Raw genomic sequence first — 26,360 nt, 5'->3', positions numbered from 1 at the left:
CGCGTTCATGGCTGAATCGCACGAATGGTCGCGATGGCCTGCGCGGCAATACCTTCGCGACGCCCGACAAAACCCATCGTCTCGGTCGTGGTTGCCTTGACCGATACCGTGCTGAGAGCAAGCCCGAGGTCGGCGGCGATGATCGCCCGCATCGCATTGATTTGCGGCGCCAGTCGCGGAACCTCGGCCATGACGACGCAATCGACCTGGCACGGAGCATATCCGACCCTCGCTAACAGCCCGGTTGTGGCACGAACCAGTTCGCGTGAGTCGACTCCGGAGAAATTCGGATCGCTCGGTGGGAAGTGACGGCCGATGTCGCCGAGCGCGGCGGCCCCGAGCAGTGCGTCACAAATCGCATGCAACAGCGCGTCACCATCGGAGTGGCCGATCAGGCCGCCGCCATCCGCGAATCGTACTCCGCCCAGGATGAGAGGGCCCTCTCCCCCCAAACGGTGCGCATCAAAGCCGATCCCAACACGGGTCGCGCTCACGGGAGTATTCGACACGATCCGCTCGGCCAGACGCCAGTCTTCATTTGTTGTGATCTTGAAGTTGGTGGAATCCGATTCGACGAGGGCAATCCGTCCGCCATTGCGTTCGACCAACTCGGCATCGTCGGTGCCGCAATACGATTCCCTCTTGGCGCGGTCGTGCGCGGCTCGTACCGATGCTGCCACGAACGCCTGGGGCGTCTGCGCCAGCCAGAGGCCTTTGCGGTCGATCGTGCGGCAGCCAGCGGCGCGATCGTCCTTGAGGGTATCCGGCACCGGAACGGCGAGCACGGCGCCATCGGCATCGCGCAGCGACGCTACGAGCGCGGTCCAGCGTGCGACCGGCCAGAACGGACGCGCGGCGTCGTGAACGGCGACCACGTCAATATCCGGCGGCATCGCCTCAAGCCCATTGCGCACCGATTCGCTGCGGGTGGCGCCTCCGGTCACGACGTGGACGCTCACACGGGGTTCGCGCAGCGTCGCCCGCGCTAATTCTTCCCAGCCCGCCGCGACGACCAGCACCAGATGCGCCACGCCGTCGACCGGCTCGGATTGAAACGAGCGCAGGGCACGCTCGACGAGCGTCATCCCAGCGAGCGGACGCCATTGTTTCGGGCGGTCGCCCGCCAGGCGCTCCGAAGATCCGGCGGCGGCGATAATCACTCCGGTTGTGGGTTGCGCGGACATGTCGCTACAGGATCAGCATCGCATCGCCGTAACTATAGAATCGATACCGCTGTTCGACCGCCTCCCGATAGGCCGCCATCACCGAATCGAGTCCGGCAAAGGCCGCGACCAGCGCCAGCAGCGACGACTTCGGCAAATGAAAGTTGGTGATGAGTCCATCGACCAGTGCGAATCGGCAGCCGGGACGGATGAACAAATCAGTACGACCCTCAACGCTCCCGACAGAGACGCTGCCCGGTTGTGTCGGAGAATCTGAGCGCTCTGACAGCTTGCGCCATTGCGGGTGCGTCGCCAGGGTTTCGAGCGTGCGTGTGACGGTCGTGCCGACGGCGATAATGCGCCCGGTGTGTTTCCGTGCCGCCAGCACCCTCAGAGTGCGCGACGAAATCGAAAACCGTTCCTCATCCATGTGATGGTCCTCGATCCGGTCGGACTTGATCGGTCGAAATGTCCCCGCGCCGACGTCGAGCGTGATAGCCGCCAGCGCGATGCCGCGCGCGCGCAACCGGGCGATCAGCGGCTTGTCGAAGTGCAGCCCGGCGGTAGGCGCCGCCACGGAATTGGGGTGCCGCGCGAAGACCGTCTGGTAGTCGCGCCGGTCTCGTGTCTGGTCGGGACGGTCGATATACGGCGGCAGCGGGACATGGCCGACGGCTTTCAGCCACACATCGAATTGTCCGTGACCGTGAAACGTAACGACGCGTGTGCCATCGTTGGCGACCGATTCAACGCGCGCCGCAAACGCATCGCCGTTGCGATCCGGAAACTCGACGACCGCCCCGTCGCGCAGCCGCTGGCCGGGGCGGACCATCGCCCGCCAACGGCGTCGGCCCAGCTTTTCGAGCAGTAACACTTCGGCCTGCCCGCCGCCGGGGGCACGCTGTCCCAGAAGCCGCGCCGGGATGACGGCCGCATCATTGACGACGAGCAGGTCGCCGCGATCCAGCAACTGCGGCAGCTCGTCGAACCGGTGATGCGCCGTCGAACCGTCCTGCCGGCTCAGACGCAGCAATCGGCAATGACGTCGCACGCGCATCGGGTGCTGCGCGATCAGCACCGGGGGGAGTTCATAGTCGAGCTGCGCGGTCTTCACATCAATGCCGCCGCCAGATATTCAGAATCAGGGTGAGCAACAAACTGAGGATGATACTGCTCGTGATCGGAATCCACACGCTCCACCCGCGCCCGCGAAGCAGAATATCGCCAGGCGGTCTCCACGGCCAGCCGGCGCGACCGATCAGAACCACGGCGATGCCGATGATGAGCACCGCGCCGCCGATGACAATCAGCAACCGTCCGAGTTCCGACGTTTGCGACCCGCTGGCCATACTGTGTGCTCGAAAGAGGTGAAGGCCACGACCAGTGGCGGATCAGAGCAGGCGCCCGGCCCCTGCCGCCTTTTGGACCACCCCGAGGTGCTCGTATGCGCGCGGCGTGGCGGACCGCCCGCGCGGCGTGCGGTCGAGAAACCCCTCCTGAATCAGAAACGGCTCGTAAATCTCCTCGATGGTCCCGGATTCTTCGGCGACAGCCACCGCGAGTGTATTCAGCCCAACCGGCCCGCCGTGGAATTTGTGCACGATGGTTTCGAGGATTTTGAGGTCCATTTCATCGAGACCGGAGGCGTCGACATTGAGCGAACGCAACGAATCATCGGCGACCGTGCGGTCGATCGTCTTTTGACCCTGCACTTGCGCGAAGTCGCGGACGCGCCGCAGCAGACGATTGGCGATGCGCGGCGTTCCGCGCGCGCGCCGGGCGATTTCCTGCTCGCCCTCGGAGCTGATGTCGACATCGAGGATGGCGGCCGAACGACGGACGATGGCCGCCAGATCGTCGCCCGAATAATAATCGAGACGGCCGACGACCCCGAACCGGGAACGCAGCGGCGATGTCAGCAGACCCGCACGGGTGGTCGCGCCGATGAGGGTGAACCGTTTGAGCGGCAGTTTGACCGCGCGTGCCGCCGGGCCGCGGTCGATCATGATATCGAGCGAAAAATCTTCCATGGCCGGGTACAAGTATTCTTCGACAGTGGGATTGAGCCGATGGATCTCATCGACGAACAGCACGGAGCGCTCGCCGCAGTTGGTCAACAACCCCGCCAAATCGGCGGCGCGTTCCAGCGCCGGGCCGGACGTGCTCTTCAGTTCGGTATCGAGTTCATTGGCGATGATGTGCGCCAACGTGGTCTTGCCCAATCCGGGCGGACCATATAGCAGCACATGATCGAGCGCATCACCGCGCTGGCGCGCGGCGGTGATAAAGACTTTGAGATTGTCGACCAATGCCGACTGACCGAGGAACTCACTAAAGCGCCGGGGGCGTACCGACCCCTCGGCCGCCAGATCGTCGGGCTGCGGCGATGGCGCGGTCAGGCGGTCGTGGGTGATGACGCCATGTTCCGGCAGTCGGTTGGTCACATCGCTTTTACGCATCGCGGCCATGATCGGTTGACTCAGCGCGCCGGAGAACCCAGCGCGTGGCGCACCAGCTCTTCGACTTCAACGACTCCGGGCGACTTTTTCATCGCGCGCTCCACGGCATCCTGCGCTTCGGAACGGGAATACCCCAGAACAATGAGCGCCGTGACGGCCTCGTGATAGATCCCCTCTCCACCGGGCCGTCCGATGCGGGTCAGGGCGCCATCGGCGCTGACTTTGTCCTTCAGTTCGACACAAATACGCTGCGCGGTGAGCTTGCCGACACCGGAAATCGACGCCAAACGACCCGCATCTTCTTTCGCGATCGCGCCTTTAATTTCAGGCACGGACAGACCGGAGAGCACCGACAGGGCCAGCTTCGGCCCGACGCGGGACACCGAGCAGAGCTGGTCGAAGAGGGTCCGCTCTTCGTGCGATGAAAACCCGAAGAGCAGGTGGGCATCTTCACGCACAACCAGCCGTGTCAGGATGCGACAGCTCTGGCCGACATCGGGCAAACGGTCGAAGGTCGACAGCGGCACCGCGACTTCATATCCCACTCCGGCGCAGGAGATCACCGCGCGCGTCGGGTGGCGCTCGATCAATTCGCCCTCGACAAATCCGATCATCGCGCCCCCCCCACGCGAGGACGTTCGGACGCGCGCAGCACATCCGGTATGGAGGCGCGATTTAAGTGGCACAGCGCGATCGCCGCGGCATCGGCGCAGTCGGCGGGCTTCGGCGCCGACGCGAGATTGAGAAGGCGCGATACCATGTACCCCACCTGTTCTTTGGATGCGCGGCCGTTGCCGGTAATCGATTGCTTGACCTCCAAGGCAGAGTACGAGTGCACTTCGTGGCCGTTCATCGACGCCGCCAACAGCGCCGCGCCTCTGGCCTGACCCAAGGCCAGTGCGGCGCGCGCATCGCGCGCGACGAACACTTCTTCGATGGCCACGACCTGCGGCCTATGCCGCGTCAGCGCATCCTGCAACTCTTCAAACAAACACAGCAGGCGAATCGGCAGCGGCAGGGACGAATCGGTCCGGATTGCTCCTGACGCGTCGAGACTAACGCCGTCGTCGGCCTGATGAATCACGGCCCAGCCGGTCGTGCTCAGTCCGGGATCGATGCCAAATACTTTCATGACGCACCGCGCAGATCGCGCGCCGATAGGATAGACTACGGCATCCGGCATGGGTACCACAAAAAAACGCCCCAGATTCCGGGGCGGAACACTCACCGACAGCCGGTATCAATTTTGTGCGCTGAATTCTTCGATCAACTCATCGTCAATATCGAAGTTGGCGTAGACGTTCTGCACATCCTCGTGGTCTTCGATCGCATCCATCAACTTCAACATGGTCTGGGCGTCGCGCCCTTCGAGTCGAATATAGGACTGCGGCACCATGGTCAACTCCGCGCTGGTGGGCCGGATCCCCTTACGTTCCAGCGCCGTCCTGACCGAATCGAATTCGGCCATCGGTGAAATAATCGTAAAGGTGTCACCGTCGCTGCTCATGTCGGTCGCCCCCGACTCCATCGCGATCTCGAGCACCGTATCCTCCGGGGCCGACTTCGCATCGATCTCGAACTGGCCGAGGCGTTGGAAAACCCAATTGACGCTTCCGGTCTCGCCGATATTGCCGCCGAAACGGCTCAGCAGATGGCGCAATTCACCGACGGTGCGGTTGCGATTGTCGGTCAGTGTGCGCATCAGAATCGCCACTCCGGCGGGACCATAGGCCTCATAGAGGATTTCTTCGTAGGTGACCCCCGGCAGTTCGCCGGTGCCTCGCTGAACTGCTTTCTTGATGTTGTCGGCGGGCATGTTGGCCGCCTTGGCGGCTGCGACGGCGGTGCGTAAACGGGGATTGGAGTCCTGATCGCCGCCCCCTTCGCGGGCGGACACCGTGATTTCGCGGATCAGACGGGTGAACATCCGTCCGCGCGCGGCATCGGTCTTGCCTTTCTTGCGCTTGATGGTCGACCATTTGGAATGTCCGGACATAAGATGTCAACGCTCCGTCTGCTAAGCTCGCGCAATGGATTAAGATAATGTCCGGTTGGACCAGACCACAAGGGGCTGGCGTGGCTCCAACCTACATGGAGTCGACGTCGAATATCAGAAGAAAACCCGCCCGAAACAGTGTTTCGGGCGGGTTGAACTTCGATTGTCCAAGACGGTTTACTGCCCCCAGAGCCACCAACGCATAAAGAACTGGACGAACGTGGCGATCTCGGTCGCCGAGGGCTCGACAACGACATCACCGGCCTTCTGCTCGCCATACATCCAGAGCTCGACTCCGGCACGGACACCGGCATCACAGCCGTCCGTTAAGCTGGCGGTGCCCCCGACAAACGCGTCGACGAAGAAATCCGTCCAGCTATCCAGCCCCTCGACGTCGGGCGAGATATTCTGAACACCGACACAGGCGCCGATCATCGGGTGAGCCGCGGTGGCCTCACCGAACGGGAACTCACCGCTGACGCCCAAACGGATGGCGGTGCCGCCATAGGAGTAGACGCTGCCGGCCGCCTGCGAACTGCTGCCTTCGTCGTAGCTGATGTTGGTAAAGCCCAGTCGCGGTTCGATGATCATCCCGGATTCCATCTTGATGGGGATCGTGATGTCGGGAATGATCGAACCATAATACCATGTCGCTCCGACGCCTGCTCCGGCATGCGCGCTACCGGCGATCGCGAACAGTCCCAACACTGTTGCGGCACAAATCAGTACTAATTTCTTCATGGACCCTCCTCCGGTTGTTTAGATCTTCCCTGTTTCCACAATCAGTAGTGCGAGCATTGCAAAAAATGACCGTTCCCGCCAACGGTCGGCCAGAGTAAACGCCGGAGCCATCAACCTGTCAAGAGTAGAATTGTCAATCGCTTACAAAAAAGTTGGTGACCTGTCTCCGGCTGCCTATGCCGTCAAGATATTGCCAGGCAATGGTTTATGCGGAATCTGGCACTGCCGGTCAGATCATGATGACGATTCCGCCGCGGATTTCCCACCAATCGGTGTTGGATTTTGCCTTCAGACGCACGGTTCCACCGCCCGAATCAGTCCCGATTTCGGTTTCAAAGACATCGCCGTCGACTGTGTGGATCTTGTCGGTGCGTCCTGCCCCTTTGGTCGAGACAGTTCGATAGGCCGGTTCGATGGAAATGCCGACTTGATTGGTGATCGGAATCAGCACGCCTAATGCCGCCAGGAACGAGAATGACGTCTTCACGACGCTCTCCAGTTTGGTCGCCAGAACGGTCGAGTCGTTGACGGAAAATGCAACCGGTACGTCATAGTCGACCTGGCCGGTGGGACGCCCGGCGCCGAGCCCGATTTTGGCATATGGCTGCCAGCGCGCAAAGCCGCCACTCAACTGGTATTTGATCCAGACATGCCCCGACACGGTCGATGTGTGTCCCCGATCGTCGGGATTGACGGGAAGACCCTCGAAATCGATGTCAAATCGGCTGTAGTCGCCGGAAATGCCGACAGCCACGGCGGGTGAGAGGAACATGCCGATAGCGGCTGAGGCATCATAGCCGTTGTCGTGACCGGCCTTGGGCGGATCGGCATCGGGGTTGGTTTCGGCAAATCGCCCGGTTGGGAATGCCAGACCGCCGGAAACGGAGAGGAGCCACTTCGGAGTCGCGTAGTCCTGAGAGTACGCCTGTGACAACGGCGCGAGGACAGCCGCAACGGTCAGGACGATGAATAACAACCTGACGGCGGATGATGCACACGGTGATTTCATTGGGCCCCACACGCGGACGTGAGAACTGCCGCTATGCCTCGGCGGCTTTCTTGGCGGCTTTGGCTTCTTCGATCACCTGTTCGGCGAACTCGCGCGGCACCAGTTCGTAGTGGGAAAACTCGCTGGAATAAGTCCCCAGCCCCTGAGTCAATGACCGCAGCTTGGTGGCATATTTGTACAACTCGGCCTGCGGCGTCTGCGCGCGAATCTTCTGCCACTTCCCCATCGGGTCCATGCCCATGATTTTGCCGCGACGGCTCGACATGTCGCCCATCACATCCCCGGTGAAGTCATCCGGGACCATGATCTCAACATTGTAAATCGGTTCGAGCATCACCGGGTGGCATTTCAAAAAACCCTCTTTGAATGCCATCAGGCCGGCGGTCTTGAATGCCATGTCGGAGGAATCGACAGTGTGGTACGATCCATAAAAAACCGCGACCCGCGTATCGACGACCGGATGGCCGGAGAGCCCTCCTTCGTGCATCGCTTCGACGACGCCTTTTTCGACCGACGGGACGAACTTCGACGGAATGACGCCGCCTTTGATTTCGTCGGCGAACTCATATCCCTCGCCGCGCCCACGGGGCTCGATCCGCAGAAACACGTGGCCATACTGGCCGCGTCCGCCGGTTTGCTTTTTGTATTTGAACTCAATCTCGGTCTTCCCGGTGATGGTCTCGCGATACGGGATGCGCGGCTTCTCAAGGTTGACTTCGACACCGAAGCGCTTTTTCAGCTTGTTGGTGATGACGTCGAAGTGCATCTCCCCCTGACCGTAGATGATCGTCTGCCGCAGTTCGGAATCGACACGGTGGAAGAACGTGGGGTCCTCCTCGTGCAACCGGGACAGACCGTTGCCCATCTTGTCTTCATCGCCTTTGGCGCTCGCCTTGACGCCCATCTCGATAACGGGTCTGGGCAACACCAGCGGCGGGAGCTTGATGGTATATTTCTTGTCGGAGAGCGTATCGCCGGTGTGCGTGGTTTTCAGCTTGACGACCGCGCCGATTTGTCCGGCCACGAGCGTCCCGACCTCGCTGCGCTCCTTGCCGTTGAGCAGATACACCTGGCCGATGCGTTCGGTCTGATCGCGGGTTGTGTTGATGACTTCGTCGCCGTGGGCGAGCCGCCCGGAGAACACGCGCACCATCGACAGTTCTCCGACATGCGGTTCGGAGACGGTCTTAAACACGAGTGCCGAAAACGGCGCGACGGATCGTGGCGGGCGGGTCGCGGCCTGATCATCGGCCGGGTTGGTCCCCTCGACCGGGGGACGGTCGGCGGGGGACGGTGCAAACTGATCGACAAACGACATGAAGAGCGGCACGCCCGCGGCGGTGGCGGCGGCGCCGCAGAGGATCGGAAAGACTTTCCCATCGGCCACGGCCTTGCGCAGTCCGGTGACCAGTTCCTCATCGCTTAATGCGCCCGACTCGAAGAATTTCTCCAGCAGCGCATCATCGGATTCGGCCGCGGCTTCGACCATTTGGCCACGCGCCTCTTCGGCCTGGGGACGAACTGCATCGGGGATCGGCATCTCCACCGGGGATGGCTTTCCGTCGGCCGCGTATCCCTTCATGGTGACCAAGTCGACGATGCCCTTGAACTCGGTCGCCTGGCCGATGGGCCACTGCACCGGAACGGCCTTCGTCGAGTAGCGTTCGCGCAGCGCTTCAACGGCGGCGGCGAAGTCGGCGTGTTCTTTGTCCATCTTGTTGACATAGAACAATCGCGGACGATCGCCTTCGTCGAGCAATTGCAGCGTGTGCTCGGCCCCGACCTCGACGCCGCCGGTGGCATTCAGGAGGCAGACCGCAGTGTCCGCCGCGCGCAGTGAGCAAATCGTCTCGCCGATGAAATCGCTGTAACCGGGAGCATCGAGGACGGAGATGTGACGACCCTTCCAATCACAGTGTGTCAGTGAGACCGCCAACGACATTTTCCGCGCGATCTCTTCTTCGGTGTAGTCGCTGGTCGTGTTGCCCGCATCGGTCGATCCCATGCGATTGAGCGCCCCGGCACAGAAGAGGATGGCCTCGGTCAGCGATGTTTTGCCGGTCCCGCCGTGGCCGACGAGCGCGATGTTGCGGATATCCTCGGATGTAATCTCCTTCACGAACGCTCCTTTCCCTCGGCTTCGCTCGGGACCCGTGTCCCCAGGGCTTGAGACCGGGCAAGATAGAAATCACCTCAGCGGGGGTCAACCGGCATCCGGGAACGGCATCGGGGGCCATCGCCCGCGAAGTGTCGATTCAGCGGGTCATCGTTAAGCGATCGAATTGCGATATTTGCGTATGTCACGACGCACGCGAGGAATCGATGAATTTCAAATGACTTTCTGCTCTCGCAGTTTTTGATACAACGACCGGGCCACCGTCTGCGCATCGCCGGTGAGCATTTCACAGCCGGTGCGTTCGGCGGGCGGAGTCACCGTGCGCACGCGCGTCGCCGAGCCCGTTCCGATATGGGACACGTCGATCCCCAAGTCGGATGCGCTCCAGCGATCCACCGGCGCGCTCTTGGCTTTGATCTTGCCCTTCAACGAGGGCAGCCGGGGCTCGTTGATTTCTTTCACGACGCTGATCACCGCGGGAAGCGTGACGGAGACACGGTCGAATCCGTCCTCGGTCGTGCGCAGGAGTTCGGCCCGGCGGTCGGCGATCGCCGCGATCTGTTTGACGAACAAGACCTGCGGCCATCCCAGCGCTCCGGCGGTGGCCCCCGGCACGACGGACCGGTCGGTATCGACGGCGTTTTTGCCGAACAGACAGACATCGACCGCGCCGAGCTTAACGATTGCGGCCGCGAGAATCCGCCCGATGGCCACGCCGTCAGAACCGGCGAAGGCAGCATCGGCCAACAGCACCGCGCGGTCGGCGCCCAGCGCGATGGCATCGCGCAGGCCGGAGACGGCGTCGTCGCCACCGCAGCTCAGCGCCGTGACGGTGCCGCCGTGTTTCTCCCTGAGCCGGATGCTTTCCTCGACCGCGTACTCATCGAAGGGATTCATGGTCCCCTTTCCCGCCGGCAGGATGACGCCCTCAGTCGCCGTCACTTTGACCAGGGCGATTTCCGGGACCTGTTTGATGCAGACGACGATATTCATCGGGTTCTCCGGGTGGCGTCGGATTCGACGCGCGTGTGACGCTACTTAAATCGTGCCGGCGCGGGCATGGCCGGGACCAGACGGAATGCGGCGCTTTCTTGCGCCTTCGAGAATCTCCGTGAGGATGCCCAGTGAGCGCAGCGCTTCACGCGCGGCACCTTGCTCCGCTTCCTTCTTGTTGGTGCCGATACCGCGTCCGATCGCCTGCCCGTTGCGGTGCACGACGACGGTGAATGTTTTCTGGTGGTCGGGACCGGACTCATCGGAGACTTCGTAACGCGGCATGCCCTCGCCACGTCCCTGGAGATACTCCAGCAGTTCCCCCTTGTAATTAACTTCGAGAAACTCCTGGTGGGTGTTGGTCAATTCGCCGATGAGGATGCGTTCGATGACCCCCTGCGCTGCGGGCAACCCGCCATCGAGGTAGATCGCCCCGAGCACGGCCTCGAGGACATCGGAGAGGATCGAGCCGCGACGCCGACCGCCGGCGCGGTCTTCTTCGGGAGAGAGCTGGATGTGGGGAGCAATCCCTTCGCGTCGCGCCACCGCGGTCAGTGTCTTGAGGTTGACCAGTGACGCTTTCAGCTTGGTGAGTTCCCCTTCCGTCTTGTCGGGATGGGTTCGATAGAGGTGTTCGGCCACGACCAGTCCGAGGATCGAATCGCCGAGGAACTCGAGGCGCTCGTACGTTGTCGGCGTACCGGCGGAATTCGCATAGGAACGATGCGTCAGCGCCTCTTCGAGGAGGAGACGGCTGCGAAACTGGTAACCCAGCAGCGTCGCGGCCGAAATCGTCGGTTGGTCGCCAGTACGGCGAGACTTGAAGAGTCGTGATAAAAATCCCATCGGTCGTCCCGGGACGCAACGTCCCAGTGAACCCGAGCGCGGAAGCCGACGGTTCGATCGGGAATGTGGGGAAGAACTATCTGCGTCCTGCTGATGCAGGGCGCAGATAGCGCCTCCCGGCTAACCGCTCCCGGCGCTTACGGGTGTTGTGTGGCCCTCAGTGTGACTCGGTGTCGGTATTACGACGTTGCTCCTGTGCTGCCGTTGCCCGGCGGCGCACCGACGACAAGTGTGATGTTGTGCCCGCCGAAACCAAAAGAATTGGAAATCGCCGTCTTGACGGTCCGCTTGATCGAGACCAGCGGCACATAGTTCAAGTCGCATTTCGGATCGGGATCTTCGAGATTGAGTGTGCCGTGAACGGTGCCGGTTCCAATCGTCTTGAGGCAGGTGATCAATTCGACGCCGGCGGCGGCCCCGAGCAAATGCCCGATCATGGATTTCGTGGAGTTTGCGGCCAGTTTGTCGGCGTGGCCGCCAAACACGGAACGGATCGCTTCGGTCTCACAGATATCCCCCAGATCGGTCGATGTGCCGTGCGTGTTGATGTAGTCGACGTCTTCGGGTTCGATTTCCGCGTCCTTCAACGCGGCGCGCATGGCCCGGACCGCGCCTTCCCCGTGCGGCGCCGGGGCGGTGATATGATAGGCGTCGGCCGACATCCCGGTGCCGAGAATCTCACCTAAGACCCTGGCGTGCCGCGCGGTGGCATGTTCCAGTGATTCGAGCACGATGATGCCGGCGCCTTCGCCCATGACAAACCCGTCACGGTTGACATCGAAGGGACGGGAGGCGCGTTTGGGTTCGTCGTTGCGCGTCGACATCGCGCGCGCCGAGCAGAATCCGGCGAGCGCACCGGCGGTGATGGTGGCCTCGGCGCCGCCGGTAATCATCAAGTCGGCGTCGCCGCGTTCAATAATGCGGGCGGCGTCGGCGATAGCATGTGCCGAGGATGCGCAGGCGGAGACGGTGGCGTAATTGGGTCCCTTCAATCCGTGTCGCAGCGACACGATTCCGGCACACATATCGATGATCATCATGGGGATGAAGAACGGCGACACGCGTCCGGGACCCTGATTCAGCAGCGTCGAATGTTGTTTTTCGAACGTATCGATGCCGCCGATGCCCGAGCCGATCACGACGCCGCAGCGTTCGCGATCCAGCGTGTCGAAATCGACTCCGGCGCTTTTGATCGCCTCGGCCGTGGCGGCCAGGGCGAAGAGTTCGGCTCGATCCAGCCGACGGGCCTCCTTGCGTTCGGCGGCACTGGCCGGGTCGAAACCCCTGACCACGCAGGCGATGCGCGTGGAGAACTGCGAGGTGTCGAAGGAGTCGATCAGCGCCGCGCCGGAGCGCCCCTCCAGCAAACCACTCCAGAACTCGTCGACCGACAGACCAATCGGCGTGAGCGCACCCATACCGGTCACCACGACACGGTGGCGCGGACGGTCATTGCGATGGTAGCCGTTGGTGCTCATCGGTCAGTGATGCCCCGGGTCAGCCGGCGAAGGGCATCGCTCTTAGTCGTCGGCTCCGCCCTCGCCCTTCTCGTTGATGTAGTCGATGGCAGACTGCACGGTGGCGAGCTTCTGTGCCTCTTCGTCGGGAATCTCCAGACCAAACTCCTCTTCCAAGGCCATGACAAGCTCGACCGTGTCGAGCGAATCCGCTCCGAGATCATCCACGAACGACGCGCCACTGGTGACCTGCTCCGCATTGACTCCCAACTGCTCGACGATGATCTTTTTGACCCGCTCTTCGACGGACGCCATGCTCGATCCTCCCCAGCAAATTGTCTGTGCCGTAAATCTCCGATCCAACCTGCAATAATAGGACAATCATGACTTCCGGGGAAAGCCCAATTGCCGGCCCATTCCTCAGGATGCCAGCAGCAATCCCCCATCGACGCGAAAGGTCTGTCCGGTAATGTACGCGGCCTCCGGGCCGGACAGAAACGCCACCAGCCCCGCGACATCAGCGGGCGAACCGAAACGGCCCAACGGTATGCGTGACAAGTAGCGCGCCGCGAGTTCCTCGGACAGCGCAGCGGTCATCTCGGTCTGAATGAACCCGGGAGCGACAGCATTGACCGTGACACCGCGCGTGGCCAGCTCCAACGCCATGCTCTTGGTCAAACCGATCAGTCCCGCCTTGGCGGCCACGTAGTTTGCCTGTCCGGGATTTCCCATCTGGGCGACGACGGACGTGATATTGATGATCCGTCCCCAGCGCGCCTTCATCATGCTGCGCGCGCAGCGCCGGGAGAGCGCGAAGGCCGCGGTCAGATTGGTGCGAATGACAGTGTCGAAATCATCGTCGCTCATCCGAATGAAGAGGCCATCGCGCGTGATGCCCGCGTTGTTGATGAGAATCTCCGGCGCACTCCACCGCTCTTCGATTTGGTCGATGAGACGGTTCGCGGCATCGGCATCGAGCAAATCGCCGACCACCGGCAGCACCTCGACGCCCAGCGAGCGCACGTCTTCAGCGCGGCGCGTCAGCGCGCTTTGATCGCGTCCACTGATGGCGATTTTGTGGCCGTCGGCCGCCAGGCGGGCGGCGATGGCCGCGCCGATTCCGCGCGAACCGCCGGTGATCAGCGCCACGCGCGACCGTACCGTCTCGCTCATACCCGGCGTGCGAGTCTCGCCGGCCTTCGGGGGCGTTGTCGACATATCGGACAGACTGCCTGATCGCAATTCAATCGCCACGGGCAGGGACGGTTTCGTGGTTCTCCGCAAATGATTTCAGATCGACGACGGTGTCCAGCGAGAGCAGTTCCGCTTCGCGGAAGAGCGGCTTGGCCAGTCCCAGCAAGACGGTCTTGGGGCCGATTTCAATGATGCGGGTTACACCCGCCGACGAGAGTGCCCGCAAGGTCGGATACCAGAGCACGGGGGCGGTCAATTGTTGGATCAGCGCGGGTTTGATGGCGGCCGGATCGGTCGTCGGTTCGGCGGAAACATTGAGGACGACCGGACGCATCGCGGGGGCGAACTGCAATCGCTCGAGCACCGGCGCCAGCATTCGGGGCGACGGTTCCATGAGCGGCGAATGAAACGCGCCACCGACGGCCAGTCGGATGACCCGTTTGGCGCCTGCTTCCGAGGCCAGTGCTGATGCCGCCTCGACACCGGGGAGGTCGCCGGAGATCACGATCTGGCGTTCACCGTTGTAGTTCGCGGCGACGACGGTGCCGACGGTCATGGCGCGCTTGCAGACGTCGTCGACGGTGGCGAAGTCCAGCCCCAGGACAGCGGCCATCGTGCCGGGGTGGGCTTCGCAAGCGTTCTGCATGAATCGCGCCCGTTCGCGGACCGCCACGAGACCATCGTGAAACGTCAACACGCCGGACGCCACCAAAGCCGAGTACTCGCCCAGTGAGTGTCCGGCAGCGAAGTCAAAAACCAGTCCGGCATCGGCGGCGAGACGGTGCATGACGCAAGAGTGCAGGAAGATGGCCGGCTGCGTGTTCGCCGTCCGGACGAGCGCATCCGATGGACCGTGAAAGGAGAGTGCGGCGATGTCGACACCGAGGATTTCATTGGCACGGCCATACATTTCGCGTGCCGGCGGATACTCCGCATACAAGTCGGCGCCCATACCCACGTACTGGGATGCCTGACCGGGAAACAGTAGCGCTGTCTTCATGGCACCTGAGGGAATACCGAATCACAGGCGATAGAGCGCGGCGCCCCAGACCAGCCCGCCGCCGAACGCCACGGAGAGAATCAGCGAACCGTCGGCGACGATGCCGCCGCGCCGCGCTTCGTCCAATGCGATCGGGACAGAGGCCGCCGAGGTGTTGCCGTAACGTTCGATGTTTTGATACACGCGTTCCATGGGGAAACCGAGCTTTTTGCAGACCGCCTCGACGATGCGAATATTGGCCTGGTGAGGGATCAGCATGTCGACGTCGGCGGGTTTGACACCGGCGCTCTCCAGGACGCGCTCGGCGGCATCAGCCATTTCACGCACCGCCAGCTTGAAGATGCTGCGGCCATCCATGTAGATAAAGCGTCCGGGCGAATCGAGTGTCTGAGCGGTCAGCGGCGCGCGTGAGCCGCCCAATTCGACATTCAGCAGGTCCCGGTACTGGCCGTCGCCGGACAGATACGTGGCGAGGATACCGCGTCCGCTTTCACTCGCTGTCGACGGCGCCACGATCGCCGCGCCCGCCCCATCGCCAAACAAGACACAGGTGTTGCGGTCTTTGTAGTTGGTGATGCTGGTCAGGTGTTCCACGCCGATCACGAGCACGTTTTTGTAGGTGTTCGAGACGATGAATGCTCTGGCAATCGAGAGCCCATAGAGGAATCCGGCGCAGGCCGCCACAATGTCCATGACGGCAGCGCGGCGGCAGCCCAGCTTGTACTGTACGACGGTCGCTGTCGATGGGACGACAAAGTCGGGCGTGACGGTGCCGAGAATGATGGCGTCGACGTCGCGCGGCGTGAGTCCGGCGTCTTCGATGGCGTTGCGCGAGGCGGCGACCGCCATGTCCGAGCAACCGAAGTCGCCGGAGCCGTTGAGTACGCGCCGTTCGCGGATGCCGGTGCGTTCGACGATCCATTCATCCGAAGTATCGACCATCTTCTCCAGGTCGGCGTTGGTGAGCACCTTTTCCGGAGTGTAACGGCCGGTTCCACGAATGATGGCGTTGGCCAATCCCTCCCCCTATGCGGTCATCACCGCGACTGCGGGTTCGCTTCCGGCCAGTGCCGCGACGATGTGATCGTTGACATGGTGCTCCGCGCCGGACATGGCCGCCCAGAGCGCATTGCGGATGGCCAGCGCCGATGACGATCCGTGACAGATCAGGCACATGCCGTTGAGTCCCAGCAGCGGCGCGCCGCCGTACTCGGCATAATCGAAACGCTTGCGCATCCGTCGCAGGAACGGTCCCATCAAAATCGCGCCGAGATGCGAAAAGTAGTTTTTGCTGATCTGTGCGCGGACGGCATTCTCCAGGAACCCGCGCAGCGATTCGGCAAACTTCAGGACGATGTTGCCGACGAATCCGTCGCAGACGACGACGTCGGCGCGTCCGCGCAGGATATCGCGTCCCTCGATATTCCCGATGAAATTGAGCGATGATTGCGACAACGCCTGGTGCGCGTTGATCGTCAACTCCGTGCCTTTCGATGGTTCCTCGCCGATCGAGAGCAGCCCGACCGTTGGTCGACCGTTGTTCTTCGTCGCCTGGATATAGACCGAGCCCATGACCGCGAATTCGGTCAGGTTTTGCACTTTGCAGACAGGATTGGCGCCGACATCCAGGAGTAATGTCGAACCCTTCTCCGTGGGGAAAAGACTGGCGATGGCGGGACGTGAGACGCCGGGGAGCCGTCCGAGTTCCAAAAGCCCCGCCGCCATGACGGCGCCGGTGTTACCGGTCGAGACAACCGACGAACCGCGGCCGGATTTCAACAGGCGCATGGCGACCCGGATGGATGTGTCGGGACGCCGCATCACCTCGGTCGGTTGCTCGTCCATACGAATGAAGTCGGTCGCATGCTCGACCTCCAGCCGGTCCCGCTGCACGTGGTGCTTTCGCAGTTCCGACTCGATCGCCGCCTGGTCACCGACGAGGACGATTTGCATCGGGTGCGGCGCTTCGGTCACCGCCTGCACCGCTCCGGCGATACACTCGGGGGGGCCGTGGTCACCCCCCATAACATCGAGAATTACGATGGTTTCGGAGTTTTTCACCGAGAGTCCTCGAGGCGTCCTGTCGATCGGTACTCGATCGATCAGGATGCGTCAACGTTGATGACTGAACGTCCGTTGTAATGGCCGCAGTGCGGGCAAACGATGTGCGGTTGACGCATCGTTCCGCATTGCGGACACGGCCCGAGGTTCGGGACCTGCAGCTTCCAGTGCGTGCGCCGCTTGAGCCCGCGCGTTCTGGAGTGACGTCTCTTCGGTAATGGCATGCGATCTCCTGTGCTTTCTTATTACCCCCAAAGACCCTGCTCGTTACAGCAATACCGTTACTTTCAGCATCAATCGTCGGGTTGCCGTCCACCCGCTTTTTCCATCAGGCGTCCCAGATCGGCCAACGGTCCCTCCGGTCTCTGTGCGCGGCAATTGCACGGGTCGGTGTTTCGGTTCGCGCCGCACTCAGGACAAATTCCGGCGCAATCGGTCCGGCAAAGCGGCTTGACCGGGATGCTCAGCAGCAACAGGTCGCGGATCAGGTCTCCCAGATTCCAGACCGGATCGCTGCGACGCACAAGATAGAAATCTTCATCCCCCGTGTCTGCCTCGAACTGCGCATCGTCGACGATGTGAACAACGACCCGAAACGGCTGCCTGATCTCGACTGCCGTCTCCTCGAGACAACGGACACAGGTCAAAACGGCATGGCAGTCACACTCACCATCGGCAACGACCTCGTCCTGGGTCTTGGATGCTATGAACTGGAGCCGGACCGGGCGGTCGAACCGATAGGTATCTCCCTCGGGCAGAACATCTTCCCACGGCTCCGAAAGGTCTTGCTCGGTTTGGCCATCCGGGAGTGCTGATAATTCCAATTCCACGGCGTCGAAACGTAGCGGAATACCCCGTAAAGTCAAGGTATTTCTCACGTTGTGGGCAATGGGAGCGACATGCGACCGCTATTTGCGAGCGTCCGGCCAGTCCTCTTGCGACCAATCCGCGAGGGTCTGGACCCAACGGGGATGATCGTTAAGACATGGGATCAGCGTGAACGACTCGCCGCCGGCATCGAGAAACATTTGGCGTCCGTGGATCCCGATTTCCTCGATTGTCTCCAGGCAATCGGCGGAAAACCCGGGGCAGATCACGGTGAGTCGTTTGACACCGTCGTTGACCAAGCGAATGATCTCCGGTTCGGTCTCGGGAGTCAGCCACTCGTCAGAACCGAATCGGGATTGAAAGGCAATCGACCAGCGCTCAATCGGCACTCCCGCCCGCGCCGCGAACAATTCGGAGGTGCGGATGGCCTGCCGGCGATAGCAGGTACGCCAGGTATCGGATTGGATCAGACAGCAACGATCGTCCCTCAGACAGTGGGAACCGGTCGTGTCGCTTTTGTGCAGGTGTCGTGCGGGGATATTGTGATAACTGAACAGGAGATGATCGAATCCCTCTTTGAGATGCGGGCGGGCGGACTCGACCAGTGAGTCGAGGAACCGGTCTTCTTCGAAGTAGGGCGGGATGACGGTCAAGCGGATGCGACGCTTGAATCTGAGTGCTCTTCGGGCTTCGACCAACGCTGTCTCGTAGCTGGACATCGCGTATTGCGGATACGCGGGGATCAGCAGGATTTCATCGACTCGCTCTCCGGGCGCGGACAGCAATTCGCCGACGGCTTCACGGATCGACGGATGGCCGTAGCGCATTCCCAGGGCGACCGGCATCGTCAGCCGTTCTCTGAGTGCGGCGACTGCCTTGCGGCTGTGGACGATCAGCGGGGAGCCGTCGTCGGTCCAGATGCTGCGGTAGTGCGACGCCGACTTCGCCGTGTGACGCGGGAGAATCAGACCGTAGACGAGGAATGCGCGCTGGTGATACGGCAGGTCCAGCACGCGCGGGTCCATCAGGAACTGACGCAGGTAGCGGCGGACATCCTTTGGGGATGGCGATTCGGGTGAACCGAGATTGACGATGAGCACGCCGCGTCGGCGGGTGGATGCGGATACTGCCATCAGGACGTGTCCCCGGCGGCTTTGCGCCAGCACAGGCGCAAAATCCGGGCGCCATCGGCACGCCACTTTCGTTCGAAGTGCGATGTCGCGCCCTCCGTCTCAAGCTGTGTATCCAACGCTGAATGCCCGTCGTCCCGCGTTAAACCGGCAACGGCTTCAGTATTGCGGGCAACCCAGTCGGCGTACTGGCGCACATCGGTCCGCATGACCAGCACCCCCCCGGCACGCAGTCGTGTGTGCAGCATCAGGAGAAACTGTATCGACAACAGACGAAGAAAAGCATGCCGTCGTTTGGGCCAGGGATCGGGAAACAGGACATGAATCTGGGCGACGGCCGATTCGGGAACAAACTGCGGGATGGCCAGACGCGCATCGGCGTGGATCAGCACGACGTTGTCGAGCGCCAGCCGATCACACCGCGCCCTGAGTTTGTCGAAGCGTCTCCGTCCCAGCTCGATGCCCAGATACCGCAAATCGGGATACGATCGGGCCGCTGCCAGCAGGAATTCGCCGCGCCCCGGGCCGATTTCGAGAATGTCGATCCGTTTTAGGGACGCGCCGGCCGGATGAATACGGGCGGGGATACGTGACCGGAATTGCCAGGGGAACGCACGCGCAAAGGCGGCCGGATCGCGGTCGGGCGTGGTCTCCAGGGTCATGTGCGTCGCCCTGTCCGGATGCATCGGCCGCACTGAGATCGCCGTCATCGGCATGAGCGCGACTTAACCGTAGCTCGGCGCCGGTTCGGCTTCATGCACCCGTGCCGGGCGCAGACCGTTGCGTTCGTGCGCCGCCTCGATAATGAGCCGTAACAACTCGGCGTATCGCAGGCCGCCCATTTCGGCCATGATGTTCAGCTTGCCATCCCAGCACCATCCCGGATTGGGATTGACCTCCAGCAACTTCGGAGTGCCCTCGTCGTCGCAGCGAAAGTCAAAACGAGCATAATCACGGCAGGAGAGGCGCTCGAACAGTATGTTGGAGTAATCGATCAGGCGCCGTTCGGTCTCAGCGTCGGCATCGGCCTCTTTGAATTTGATCTGTGTCCAATAGGGAGAATGGGGATCCCATTTGGATTCGTAGGACAGAATCCGGGGCAAGCCGGGATTCAAACCCGAATAATCAACCTCGAGCACCGGCAGAGTCCGAATGGACCGTCCGGGGTTGCCGATGATGGCGACGGTGTATTCCGGGCCGGTCAGGTACTCCTGCACGAGCACCGCCTTGCGTCCGTACTTCTCCCGCAACCAGGTGAAATACTCGAACAACTCGCCGGAGTCGTTCACGACGGCGTGCTGCGTAATGCCCATGCTGCTGTCACCGAGGTTGGGCTTGACCAGCGCGGGAAATGTCGACGGCAACGTGGCGGAGGTGTCATCGGGGCCGCAGTACGATTCCAGCGGGACGGGAATATCTTCGGAAGCGGCGATCGTGCGCACCAGTCCTTTGTCATAACACAATCCCAGGCACCCCGGGCCGGCTCCGGTGTAGGGGATGCCGAGCAATTCGAGGATGGCGGGCACGTGCAGTTCGCACAGCGGATCGTTGCCGAATCCCTCGTCGCAGAGATTCAGAACGAATTCCGGCGGTTCATGGCGCAGATCGCTGATGAGAGTCTCGTGATCGTCGAGATAGGTGAACTCATACTCATCCAATTCCGCCAGCGCCCGCTTGAGCCGATCGATCGTGTCCATGTCTTCGGCATTGAACTTCTCTTCCAGCTTGACTTCATCGGGCAGCCGGGGATCGCCCATGATCACAGTGACGGACCGTCTTTCACCGACTTCGGGGCGTGGGATGGCGACACGGCGCGGCGTGCGGGCGGTCAGGATGAGGCGGTGCTCCATCATCCCCAGGTCCTGCCCGCGAGTCGATTCGGCCGCGACCGGCCCGTGGTTGCGAATGTCGCCGAAACCGTTGGCGCGCAGGAGCGCGGTGATCCGCTCCTCGGAGTAGAGCCGTTCCGCGTAGAACTGATCGGCGATCATGCCGCGCTCGGCATGCACGACCACCTCGCGCGCGATCAGCCGGTCGCCATCGCGGGAGATGGACCGTTCGCGGCACACCAGATGATTCTCGTCGATCCATTCCCACGAACGCGGTTGATAGTGTGCGCGCACCCAGTCGCCGTCGGCCAAGTCGAGCACGAGACTGCCGTTGGAAACGGCGGCGCGTCGCACGCTCTCCAGCACCGCCGCATCGTCGCTTTCCATGTCGAAATAGCCGAACGAATTGCCCAGCAGCGCGACGCAATGGTACGGCTCCCCCTGTGTCCGGTATTTGCGCGCATCGCCTTCGTGAAAGCGGACATCGAGCCGCTCCGACCGCGCGCGCTTGCGGGCCAGGCGGATCAGATAGCGTGAACGGTCGACGCCGGTGACGTGATGGAATCCTCGGCGCGCCAATTCGATGGAGTGCCGTCCCTGTCCGCAACACAGATCGAGGATACGGGAATCCCTGTCGAGATCGGCCACGCGAATGACGATTTCGACTTCGCGCCGCGTGTTGTCACGGTTTTCGATGACATCGCCGTCGGTCTTCAGGTAGACCGAGTTGAACAGATGACGCCACCAGTCTGTCGGCAGATGGCGTTCCAGATCAGAGACCGGGCCGAGGGTCCGCCTGCGTGGTGCAGGGTCCTTCTTCATGGGAGATCGTTCTCCTTGGTGTGTGCTCATAACGACGGCACACCTGTTCGATTGCGATGATTCATGGGGGAACCGGGTCGCTTGCTTCGGGAATGGTGGAGAGGGGAGGGTTCGAACCTCCGAAGGCATCCGCCGGCAGATTTACAGTCTGCTCCCTTTGGCCACTTGGGTACCTCTCCGTCACCGGGTCGACCTCCCGCGCCGGGCGCGGGCGGACAGGGCGTGTATCTAAACCCGTACGCAGCGTTGGTCAACGAGTTTGTCGTGGCGGCCGTGCTGTCCGACACCCGACGATATCGAAGCCGGCGAAGGGAATCGAACCCCCGACAGGCTGATTACAAATCAGCTACTCTACCATCTGAGTTACGCCGGCCTGACACGAATCGCGTCTCGCGATCGTCCGTCAATTGGTCAGGTGCTGCCTGAAGAAATCCACGATCCGCCGGTAGGCCACCAGAATGTTTTCGCGTTTGGCGACCCCATGCCCCTCATCGGGAAAAATCAAGGTGTCGACAATCCCGCCGCGCTGGGCGATCGCCGCCGCCATCTGGCGTGCTTCGCCCACCGGCACGCGCGGATCGTTTTCACCGTGGATGATGAACAACGGCGCGGCGATTCTGTCGACGTGCGACACGGGCGAGATCTCCATCAGGAACGCGCTGTCGCTCATGGGACCGTACTCGGACTCCCGCAGGCCGCGCCGGTAATCGGCGGTGTTCTTCAGAAACGTGTAAAAATTGGCGATGCCGACTAAGTCGACTCCGGCCGCGTACAGCTCGGGATTGGTCGTCAGGCAGGCCAAGGTCATGTAGCCGCCGTACGAGCCCCCGGACACGCCGACCTTGTCGGGATGGGCGTACCCCTGCTCGACAATCCACCGGGTGGCGAATTCATAATCCTTCACCGACTTGTGCCGGTCCTTGTAGTTGTCCATATCCTGGAACTCACGCCCGTATCCCGATGAACCGCGCGGATTGACCGCGAGAAGCCCGAATCCGTTGAGCGCGAAATACTGGAAGTTGCGGATGAACGTCGGCCGAAACTGCGATTCGGGGCCGCCATGGCAGTGGACGATGAAGGGCACGCGGTCGCCCTTCTTCGCGCCGGGAGGCATGAAGAGAAACGCGCTGATCTCCAACCCATCGAAACTGGGGAAGGTCACCAACTCCGGCTCGACAAAGATCGACGCATCGATCCCGGCATTGACTGCCTGTGTCAGTTGTTGAAGCTTTTGCGTCCTGAGGTTCCAAATCCAGCAATCGGGTGGCCTGGCCGCGCTGGTAAACGTGAAACTCACCGCGTCGTTGCCCGCGAAGTCGACGCCGGAAATCAAACCGTCCAGCGGCGGCAACGGCAGTTCGCGGTCGGCGGTCAGATCCCAGAGCTTGAGACGCGAGTACCCCTTCTCATTGACCGTCCAGGCCAGGGTCTTGGTGTCGTCGGAGAGTGTCAGCCCTTCGACTTCCCACGGCGATGCCGCATCGAGAAACGTGATCTGCTTGGTGCCGACATCCAGTGTCGCGCGCCGCATGATGCCGTCGTCGTTGGCGTTGGTGACGATATACAACGTATTCATATCAACCGAGAAACCGCCGGGTTCGAACATCTGGTTGCCCTCGTGCGGCGTCAGCGGATCGACCGAACCATCGGCGAGGTTCACGAGGTAGAGTTCGTTGTCGACATTCGAATTGTAGCGAAAGGTCACCAGCCGTTTATCATCGGGGGTGATCAGCGACGGGCCGTTGTACCCTTCCTGCACGAAGACCGGACGCACCTTTCGGGTCGCCAGGTTCATCTCGTAGGCATGAAAGTCCTTCTTGTTGACCTCGTTGGAGCGGTAGTAGATGTGCCGGTCGTCATTGGACCACAGGACGCTGGCGATCTGGACATCGTCTAAGTCGGTCACCGGCTCGATCCGGCCGGTCGCCACTTCAAGCAGGTAGAGATTGGTCTGCTCCGATCCGCCGACCGCGGCGCCGACGATGGCCCACTTGCCGTCGTGAGACAACGCATAGAAAGAGATGCCATCGGTGAAGAAAGTCAACTGCACCGGCCAGCCGTTGGCATCGAGCCGGTATGCCTGGGAGACCCCGGACATCGCGGAACTGAAACAACGGACCGAACCGTCGCGTGAGACCTGCAACGAGGAGTTGCCGCCGATCTGCATGAACGTTTCAATGTCGGGAACATACGCCGTATCGACGAAGTATCCCCACGATGCGCCCGCCGACAGGGCGATCGCGGCAACGACATTGACAAATACAATCAAACTCCTCATTGCTCCTCCTCAGAGAATGATGCGACCCATGGTTGACGGGGCGATTGTAGGCCCAAAGTTGTACGGAGTCAAGCAGGGCCGGGATGCACGAATCTGTCTGAGACCGCGCCTGAAACGTAATAGTCTCATTGACTCGACAGCGGCGCGCATGCTGACTGATACGGATGGAGGCACCGATGATGACGGGACGCAAACCCCGTGATGCGGCAAGCGGGACACTCGACGTCTGTACCATTGAGTCGTTCGACCCGAAAAAGGTGTCTCAGGCGCGCGCCGGTCAGCTTGACGACGCCGAAGTGGAGCGACTGTCGTCGATTTTTTCCTGCCTCGGGCATCCGACGCGCGTGAAAATCCTGCGCGCCTTGTCGCGAACGGAACTGTGCGTTTGCGACCTGGCCCAAGTCTTGGGGGCTACGGTATCGGCGGTCTCGCATCAACTGCGGACTTTGCGGATGGCCCGGCTGGTCAAATTCCGACGGGCGGGCAAGATGGCCTATTATTCCATCGACGACGACCATGTCAGGGCGGTCTTCGCCTCGGGTCTCGATCACATTCGTCACGTGGACGACGGGATCATCTAAGCGTGAGGCGATATGACATTGATGCGCAACGGGTTATACGTTTGTATCATTTGAACGATTGTTCAACCATTCGAATCAGTATTTCGTATTTGCGTTAGGATCGATCGATTATGAACTGGATGCTCTGGATCGCGCAGGCGGCGAAAGAGACGTGGCATGTCGCGCTCATGATGGCCCCGTACATCGTGCTGGGGTTGACGGCGGCGATTGTCGTGTTGGTGGTCTTTCCGTCGGATCGCATCCATCGCTTGATCGGCAAGCCCGGATTCGTCTCCAACCTCAAAGCCGCGCTGGCCGGAATACCGCTGCCTTTGTGTTCGTGCGGTGTCTTGCCGACGGCGCTGACCATGAAACGCCGTGGCGCTTCGCGGGGCTCGGTCGTGTCGTTTCTGGTGTCGACGCCGGAGACCGGGGTCGATTCGATTGCGGTGACCTACGCACTGATCAACCCCCTGATGACGATTCTGCGCCCGGCGGCTGCGCTGGTGTCGGCGCTGACGACCGGCTTGGCGGTCGATCGATTCTCCGGCAGTCAACAATCCGAATCCGGGGGCGATCATATCGTGCGCTGCATCGTTTGTCACGAGGCCGAATGCGCCACGGGGCACGGATGGCCTGAGCGCGTCCGCTCGGCGGCGCGATATGTCGCGTTCGACTTCTTCCCGGACATCGCCAACTGGCTGGCGATCGGGCTGGTGCTATCCGGTGTGCTGGCGGTCTGGCTGCCCGATCAGTTTTTCGGCGCGACCTCGGCGTGGGGTCAGATGGCGCTCGTGATAATTGCCGGCGTGCCTTTGTATATCTGCGCGTCGGCTTCGACACCGATCGCGGCGGTGCTGTTGGCCAAGGGCATGATGCCCGGCGCGGTGCTGGTGTTCCTGTTGGTCGGTCCGGCCACGAATGTCGCAGCGCTCGCGGTCATCGCGCGAGAACTGGGGCGACGCACGACGGCGGTCTACATCACGGCGCTGATCGTCATCAGTGTCCTTATCGGGTGGATCGTGAATGCCGGTTTTGGTGCTTGGGATTGGACACCCAATGTGGACACGGCTCTGTCGGAAGAGTCCGCGACCGTATTGAACTGGCTCGGTGTCATCGTGCTGATCGCGGCCTTCCTCGCGACCTGGTTGCGGCGCCTCGTGCGCGTACGGCGTCATTCGACCGCGACAGCGTAACAGTCTTCAGGCCCTGGCAAGTTCGCCCGGATCATTCCCGTTTCCCTCGCCACACACCTCACTCCGTCGGCTACGCTTCCCTCGACTACGCTTCCCTCGACTACGCTTCCCTCGGCTGCGCTCGGGACAAGCGGGACAAGTGGGACAAGCGGGACAGGTGGACAGAGGGAGTCATTGTTGCGACCCCCAAAGGAGTCAACACTACTTGTGGTAGGAGTCGCCGCGCAGGATCGAGAATGCGCGGGCGATCTGCTCGGCGGCGACAACGAGGGTCAGTTCGTGGGCCATCGTCTGCGGCCCCAGCGACCAGACCAGGTCCGCCTCCCTGATCAGTTTCGCTTCCAGCCCCCACGCGCCGCCCACGATGATTCGTGCATGCCCGCCGTGTGAATCCAAGCCCTTGCGCCACCGCCGGGCAAAGTCCTCCGAATCCATCGCTTCTCCCCTGTGATCGCACACGACCGTGAACGCGACCTGGCGCCGGAGCACCGATTGGATTGCGACAGCTTCGGCAGCGCGAATCTGCGCAGCAGTCTTCGAAGAACGCGAGTATGGTCGGAGCCACTCCCATTCGACTTTCGTGTATTTCCGCAAAAAGCGTTCGTAATCGGCGAGCGCGGCCGACACCCAGCGGGCCTTCGGCTTTCCGACGGCAATGAAGGAGATTGTCATCGCGCGGGAG

Annotated in this window: 27 protein-coding genes and 2 tRNA genes; 2 read left to right on the top strand and 27 right to left on the bottom strand. The window is 61.8% G+C overall.

The window, feature by feature from the left end; all coding sequences use genetic code 11:
- Positions 1–5: 5 nt before the first annotated feature.
- The 26 genes from ispD to VGB22_05255 form a co-directional block, all read right to left on the bottom strand.
- On the bottom strand, positions 6–1,184 hold the full coding sequence (gene ispD / locus VGB22_05380) for a 2-C-methyl-D-erythritol 4-phosphate cytidylyltransferase (protein ID HEX9750702.1): 1,179 nt from the start codon (positions 1,182–1,184) through the stop codon (positions 6–8).
- Positions 1,185–1,188: 4 nt separating this feature from the next.
- The gene (gene queA / locus VGB22_05375) at positions 1,189–2,277 is read right to left on the bottom strand and encodes a tRNA preQ1(34) S-adenosylmethionine ribosyltransferase-isomerase QueA (protein HEX9750701.1); all 1,089 of its coding nucleotides are present in this window, start codon (positions 2,275–2,277) and stop codon (positions 1,189–1,191) included.
- Between the two features lies 1 nt (position 2,278).
- Positions 2,279–2,512, bottom strand: coding sequence for a DUF2905 family protein (locus VGB22_05370; protein HEX9750700.1), 234 nt, complete (start codon positions 2,510–2,512; stop codon positions 2,279–2,281).
- Positions 2,513–2,554: 42 nt separating this feature from the next.
- Complete coding sequence (gene ruvB, locus VGB22_05365) at positions 2,555–3,631, bottom strand: Holliday junction branch migration DNA helicase RuvB (GenBank protein ID HEX9750699.1); 1,077 nt, start codon at positions 3,629–3,631, stop codon at positions 2,555–2,557.
- Between the two features lie 11 nt (positions 3,632–3,642).
- Positions 3,643–4,236, bottom strand: coding sequence for a Holliday junction branch migration protein RuvA (ruvA, locus tag VGB22_05360; protein HEX9750698.1), 594 nt, complete (start codon positions 4,234–4,236; stop codon positions 3,643–3,645).
- On the bottom strand, positions 4,233–4,754 hold the full coding sequence (gene ruvC, locus VGB22_05355) for a crossover junction endodeoxyribonuclease RuvC (protein HEX9750697.1): 522 nt from the start codon (positions 4,752–4,754) through the stop codon (positions 4,233–4,235). Before ruvC ends, ruvA begins: the two co-directional genes overlap by 4 nt.
- A 108-nt stretch (positions 4,755–4,862) precedes the next feature.
- Positions 4,863–5,618 carry a YebC/PmpR family DNA-binding transcriptional regulator gene (locus VGB22_05350; GenBank protein HEX9750696.1) on the bottom strand — a complete coding sequence of 252 codons (756 nt, stop codon included), beginning with the start codon at positions 5,616–5,618 and terminating at the stop codon, positions 4,863–4,865.
- A gap of 177 nt (positions 5,619–5,795) precedes the next feature.
- Positions 5,796–6,359, bottom strand: coding sequence for a hypothetical protein (locus VGB22_05345; GenBank protein HEX9750695.1), 564 nt, complete (start codon positions 6,357–6,359; stop codon positions 5,796–5,798).
- Between the two features lie 229 nt (positions 6,360–6,588).
- A complete protein-coding gene (locus tag VGB22_05340) occupies positions 6,589–7,335 on the bottom strand; it encodes an outer membrane beta-barrel protein (GenBank protein HEX9750694.1) in 747 nt (248 codons plus the stop codon).
- 64 nt (positions 7,336–7,399) lie between these two features.
- Entirely contained in the window at positions 7,400–9,487 is a 2,088-nt protein-coding gene (gene fusA, locus VGB22_05335; protein ID HEX9750693.1) for an elongation factor G, read from the bottom strand.
- 210 nt (positions 9,488–9,697) lie between these two features.
- Positions 9,698–10,477 (bottom strand): electron transfer flavoprotein subunit beta/FixA family protein, encoded by a 780-nt coding sequence (locus VGB22_05330; protein HEX9750692.1) that lies wholly within the window; start codon positions 10,475–10,477, stop codon positions 9,698–9,700.
- A 45-nt stretch (positions 10,478–10,522) separates the two neighbouring features.
- Positions 10,523–11,323: a ribonuclease III gene (gene rnc, locus VGB22_05325; GenBank protein HEX9750691.1), complete on the bottom strand. Its 801-nt coding sequence runs from the start codon at positions 11,321–11,323 to the stop codon at positions 10,523–10,525.
- A gap of 179 nt (positions 11,324–11,502) precedes the next feature.
- Positions 11,503–12,801 carry a beta-ketoacyl-ACP synthase II gene (gene fabF / locus VGB22_05320; protein ID HEX9750690.1) on the bottom strand — a complete coding sequence of 433 codons (1,299 nt, stop codon included), beginning with the start codon at positions 12,799–12,801 and terminating at the stop codon, positions 11,503–11,505.
- Between the two features lie 42 nt (positions 12,802–12,843).
- Positions 12,844–13,095 carry an acyl carrier protein gene (gene acpP / locus VGB22_05315; protein HEX9750689.1) on the bottom strand — a complete coding sequence of 84 codons (252 nt, stop codon included), beginning with the start codon at positions 13,093–13,095 and terminating at the stop codon, positions 12,844–12,846.
- Between the two features lie 105 nt (positions 13,096–13,200).
- Positions 13,201–13,953, bottom strand: a complete 753-nt coding sequence (gene fabG, locus VGB22_05310) for a 3-oxoacyl-[acyl-carrier-protein] reductase (protein ID HEX9750688.1) — start codon at positions 13,951–13,953, stop codon at positions 13,201–13,203.
- A 70-nt stretch (positions 13,954–14,023) separates the two neighbouring features.
- Complete coding sequence (gene fabD / locus VGB22_05305) at positions 14,024–14,974, bottom strand: ACP S-malonyltransferase (GenBank protein ID HEX9750687.1); 951 nt, start codon at positions 14,972–14,974, stop codon at positions 14,024–14,026.
- 21 nt (positions 14,975–14,995) lie between these two features.
- The gene (locus tag VGB22_05300; protein ID HEX9750686.1) at positions 14,996–15,991 is read right to left on the bottom strand and encodes a beta-ketoacyl-ACP synthase III; all 996 of its coding nucleotides are present in this window, start codon (positions 15,989–15,991) and stop codon (positions 14,996–14,998) included.
- A 9-nt stretch (positions 15,992–16,000) separates the two neighbouring features.
- Positions 16,001–17,035: a phosphate acyltransferase PlsX gene (gene plsX, locus VGB22_05295; protein ID HEX9750685.1), complete on the bottom strand. Its 1,035-nt coding sequence runs from the start codon at positions 17,033–17,035 to the stop codon at positions 16,001–16,003.
- Positions 17,036–17,076: 41 nt separating this feature from the next.
- The gene (rpmF, locus tag VGB22_05290; GenBank protein ID HEX9750684.1) at positions 17,077–17,259 is read right to left on the bottom strand and encodes a 50S ribosomal protein L32; all 183 of its coding nucleotides are present in this window, start codon (positions 17,257–17,259) and stop codon (positions 17,077–17,079) included.
- A gap of 69 nt (positions 17,260–17,328) precedes the next feature.
- Positions 17,329–17,901 carry a DUF177 domain-containing protein gene (locus tag VGB22_05285; GenBank protein HEX9750683.1) on the bottom strand — a complete coding sequence of 191 codons (573 nt, stop codon included), beginning with the start codon at positions 17,899–17,901 and terminating at the stop codon, positions 17,329–17,331.
- Positions 17,902–17,943: 42 nt separating this feature from the next.
- Positions 17,944–18,996: a ferrochelatase gene (gene hemH, locus VGB22_05280; protein HEX9750682.1), complete on the bottom strand. Its 1,053-nt coding sequence runs from the start codon at positions 18,994–18,996 to the stop codon at positions 17,944–17,946.
- Complete coding sequence (locus VGB22_05275; protein HEX9750681.1) at positions 18,996–19,655, bottom strand: hypothetical protein; 660 nt, start codon at positions 19,653–19,655, stop codon at positions 18,996–18,998. Before VGB22_05275 ends, hemH begins: the two co-directional genes overlap by 1 nt.
- A 63-nt stretch (positions 19,656–19,718) precedes the next feature.
- Positions 19,719–21,644 (bottom strand): methyltransferase domain-containing protein, encoded by a 1,926-nt coding sequence (locus VGB22_05270; protein ID HEX9750680.1) that lies wholly within the window; start codon positions 21,642–21,644, stop codon positions 19,719–19,721.
- A gap of 93 nt (positions 21,645–21,737) precedes the next feature.
- A tRNA-Tyr gene (locus VGB22_05265) sits at positions 21,738–21,823 on the bottom strand.
- A gap of 121 nt (positions 21,824–21,944) precedes the next feature.
- Positions 21,945–22,017 (bottom strand) — tRNA-Thr (locus VGB22_05260).
- Positions 22,018–22,047: 30 nt separating this feature from the next.
- On the bottom strand, positions 22,048–23,922 hold the full coding sequence (locus tag VGB22_05255; GenBank protein HEX9750679.1) for a S9 family peptidase: 1,875 nt from the start codon (positions 23,920–23,922) through the stop codon (positions 22,048–22,050).
- 176 nt (positions 23,923–24,098) lie between these two features.
- Here VGB22_05255 and VGB22_05250 point away from each other — a divergent pair, with 176 nt between their 5' ends.
- Positions 24,099–24,503, top strand: a complete 405-nt coding sequence (locus VGB22_05250; protein ID HEX9750678.1) for a metalloregulator ArsR/SmtB family transcription factor — start codon at positions 24,099–24,101, stop codon at positions 24,501–24,503.
- 110 nt (positions 24,504–24,613) lie between these two features.
- On the top strand, positions 24,614–25,678 hold the full coding sequence (locus tag VGB22_05245) for an SO_0444 family Cu/Zn efflux transporter (protein ID HEX9750677.1): 1,065 nt from the start codon (positions 24,614–24,616) through the stop codon (positions 25,676–25,678).
- A gap of 201 nt (positions 25,679–25,879) precedes the next feature.
- On the opposite strand, the gene VGB22_05240 is transcribed toward VGB22_05245, so the two are convergent.
- Positions 25,880–26,350 carry a 23S rRNA (pseudouridine(1915)-N(3))-methyltransferase RlmH gene (locus VGB22_05240; protein ID HEX9750676.1) on the bottom strand — a complete coding sequence of 157 codons (471 nt, stop codon included), beginning with the start codon at positions 26,348–26,350 and terminating at the stop codon, positions 25,880–25,882.
- Positions 26,351–26,360: the final 10 nt, after the last annotated feature.

It is taken from the genome of Candidatus Zixiibacteriota bacterium (genome assembly GCA_036397555.1).
GTDB lineage: Bacteria > Zixibacteria > MSB-5A5 > WJJR01 > WJJR01 > DATKYL01.
The sequence above is the reverse complement of the archived record's forward strand: the minus strand, read 5'-3'. Positions and strand labels throughout refer to the sequence as shown.

What these genes read in the sequence shown, in the direction of transcription:
- ispD (HEX9750702.1), bottom strand. Translation starts at nt 1,184, where the DNA reads ATGTCCGCGCAACCCACAACCGGAGTGATTATCGCCGCCGCCGGATCT.
- VGB22_05370 (HEX9750700.1), bottom strand. Translation starts at nt 2,512, where the DNA reads ATGGCCAGCGGGTCGCAAACGTCGGAACTCGGACGGTTGCTGATTGTC.
- ruvB (HEX9750699.1), bottom strand. Translation starts at nt 3,631, where the DNA reads ATGGCCGCGATGCGTAAAAGCGATGTGACCAACCGACTGCCGGAACAT.
- ruvA (HEX9750698.1), bottom strand. Translation starts at nt 4,236, where the DNA reads ATGATCGGATTTGTCGAGGGCGAATTGATCGAGCGCCACCCGACGCGC.
- ruvC (HEX9750697.1), bottom strand. Translation starts at nt 4,754, where the DNA reads ATGAAAGTATTTGGCATCGATCCCGGACTGAGCACGACCGGCTGGGCC.
- VGB22_05350 (HEX9750696.1), bottom strand. Translation starts at nt 5,618, where the DNA reads ATGTCCGGACATTCCAAATGGTCGACCATCAAGCGCAAGAAAGGCAAG.
- VGB22_05345 (HEX9750695.1), bottom strand. Translation starts at nt 6,359, where the DNA reads ATGAAGAAATTAGTACTGATTTGTGCCGCAACAGTGTTGGGACTGTTC.
- VGB22_05330 (HEX9750692.1), bottom strand. Translation starts at nt 10,477, where the DNA reads ATGAATATCGTCGTCTGCATCAAACAGGTCCCGGAAATCGCCCTGGTC.
- rnc (HEX9750691.1), bottom strand. Translation starts at nt 11,323, where the DNA reads ATGGGATTTTTATCACGACTCTTCAAGTCTCGCCGTACTGGCGACCAA.
- fabF (HEX9750690.1), bottom strand. Translation starts at nt 12,801, where the DNA reads ATGAGCACCAACGGCTACCATCGCAATGACCGTCCGCGCCACCGTGTC.
- acpP (HEX9750689.1), bottom strand. Translation starts at nt 13,095, where the DNA reads ATGGCGTCCGTCGAAGAGCGGGTCAAAAAGATCATCGTCGAGCAGTTG.
- fabG (HEX9750688.1), bottom strand. Translation starts at nt 13,953, where the DNA reads ATGAGCGAGACGGTACGGTCGCGCGTGGCGCTGATCACCGGCGGTTCG.
- fabD (HEX9750687.1), bottom strand. Translation starts at nt 14,974, where the DNA reads ATGAAGACAGCGCTACTGTTTCCCGGTCAGGCATCCCAGTACGTGGGT.
- rpmF (HEX9750684.1), bottom strand. Translation starts at nt 17,259, where the DNA reads ATGCCATTACCGAAGAGACGTCACTCCAGAACGCGCGGGCTCAAGCGG.
- hemH (HEX9750682.1), bottom strand. Translation starts at nt 18,996, where the DNA reads ATGGCAGTATCCGCATCCACCCGCCGACGCGGCGTGCTCATCGTCAAT.
- VGB22_05275 (HEX9750681.1), bottom strand. Translation starts at nt 19,655, where the DNA reads ATGACCCTGGAGACCACGCCCGACCGCGATCCGGCCGCCTTTGCGCGT.
- VGB22_05270 (HEX9750680.1), bottom strand. Translation starts at nt 21,644, where the DNA reads ATGAAGAAGGACCCTGCACCACGCAGGCGGACCCTCGGCCCGGTCTCT.
- VGB22_05255 (HEX9750679.1), bottom strand. Translation starts at nt 23,922, where the DNA reads ATGAGGAGTTTGATTGTATTTGTCAATGTCGTTGCCGCGATCGCCCTG.
- VGB22_05250 (HEX9750678.1), top strand. Translation starts at nt 24,099, where the DNA reads ATGATGACGGGACGCAAACCCCGTGATGCGGCAAGCGGGACACTCGAC.
- VGB22_05245 (HEX9750677.1), top strand. Translation starts at nt 24,614, where the DNA reads ATGAACTGGATGCTCTGGATCGCGCAGGCGGCGAAAGAGACGTGGCAT.
- VGB22_05240 (HEX9750676.1), bottom strand. Translation starts at nt 26,350, where the DNA reads ATGACAATCTCCTTCATTGCCGTCGGAAAGCCGAAGGCCCGCTGGGTG.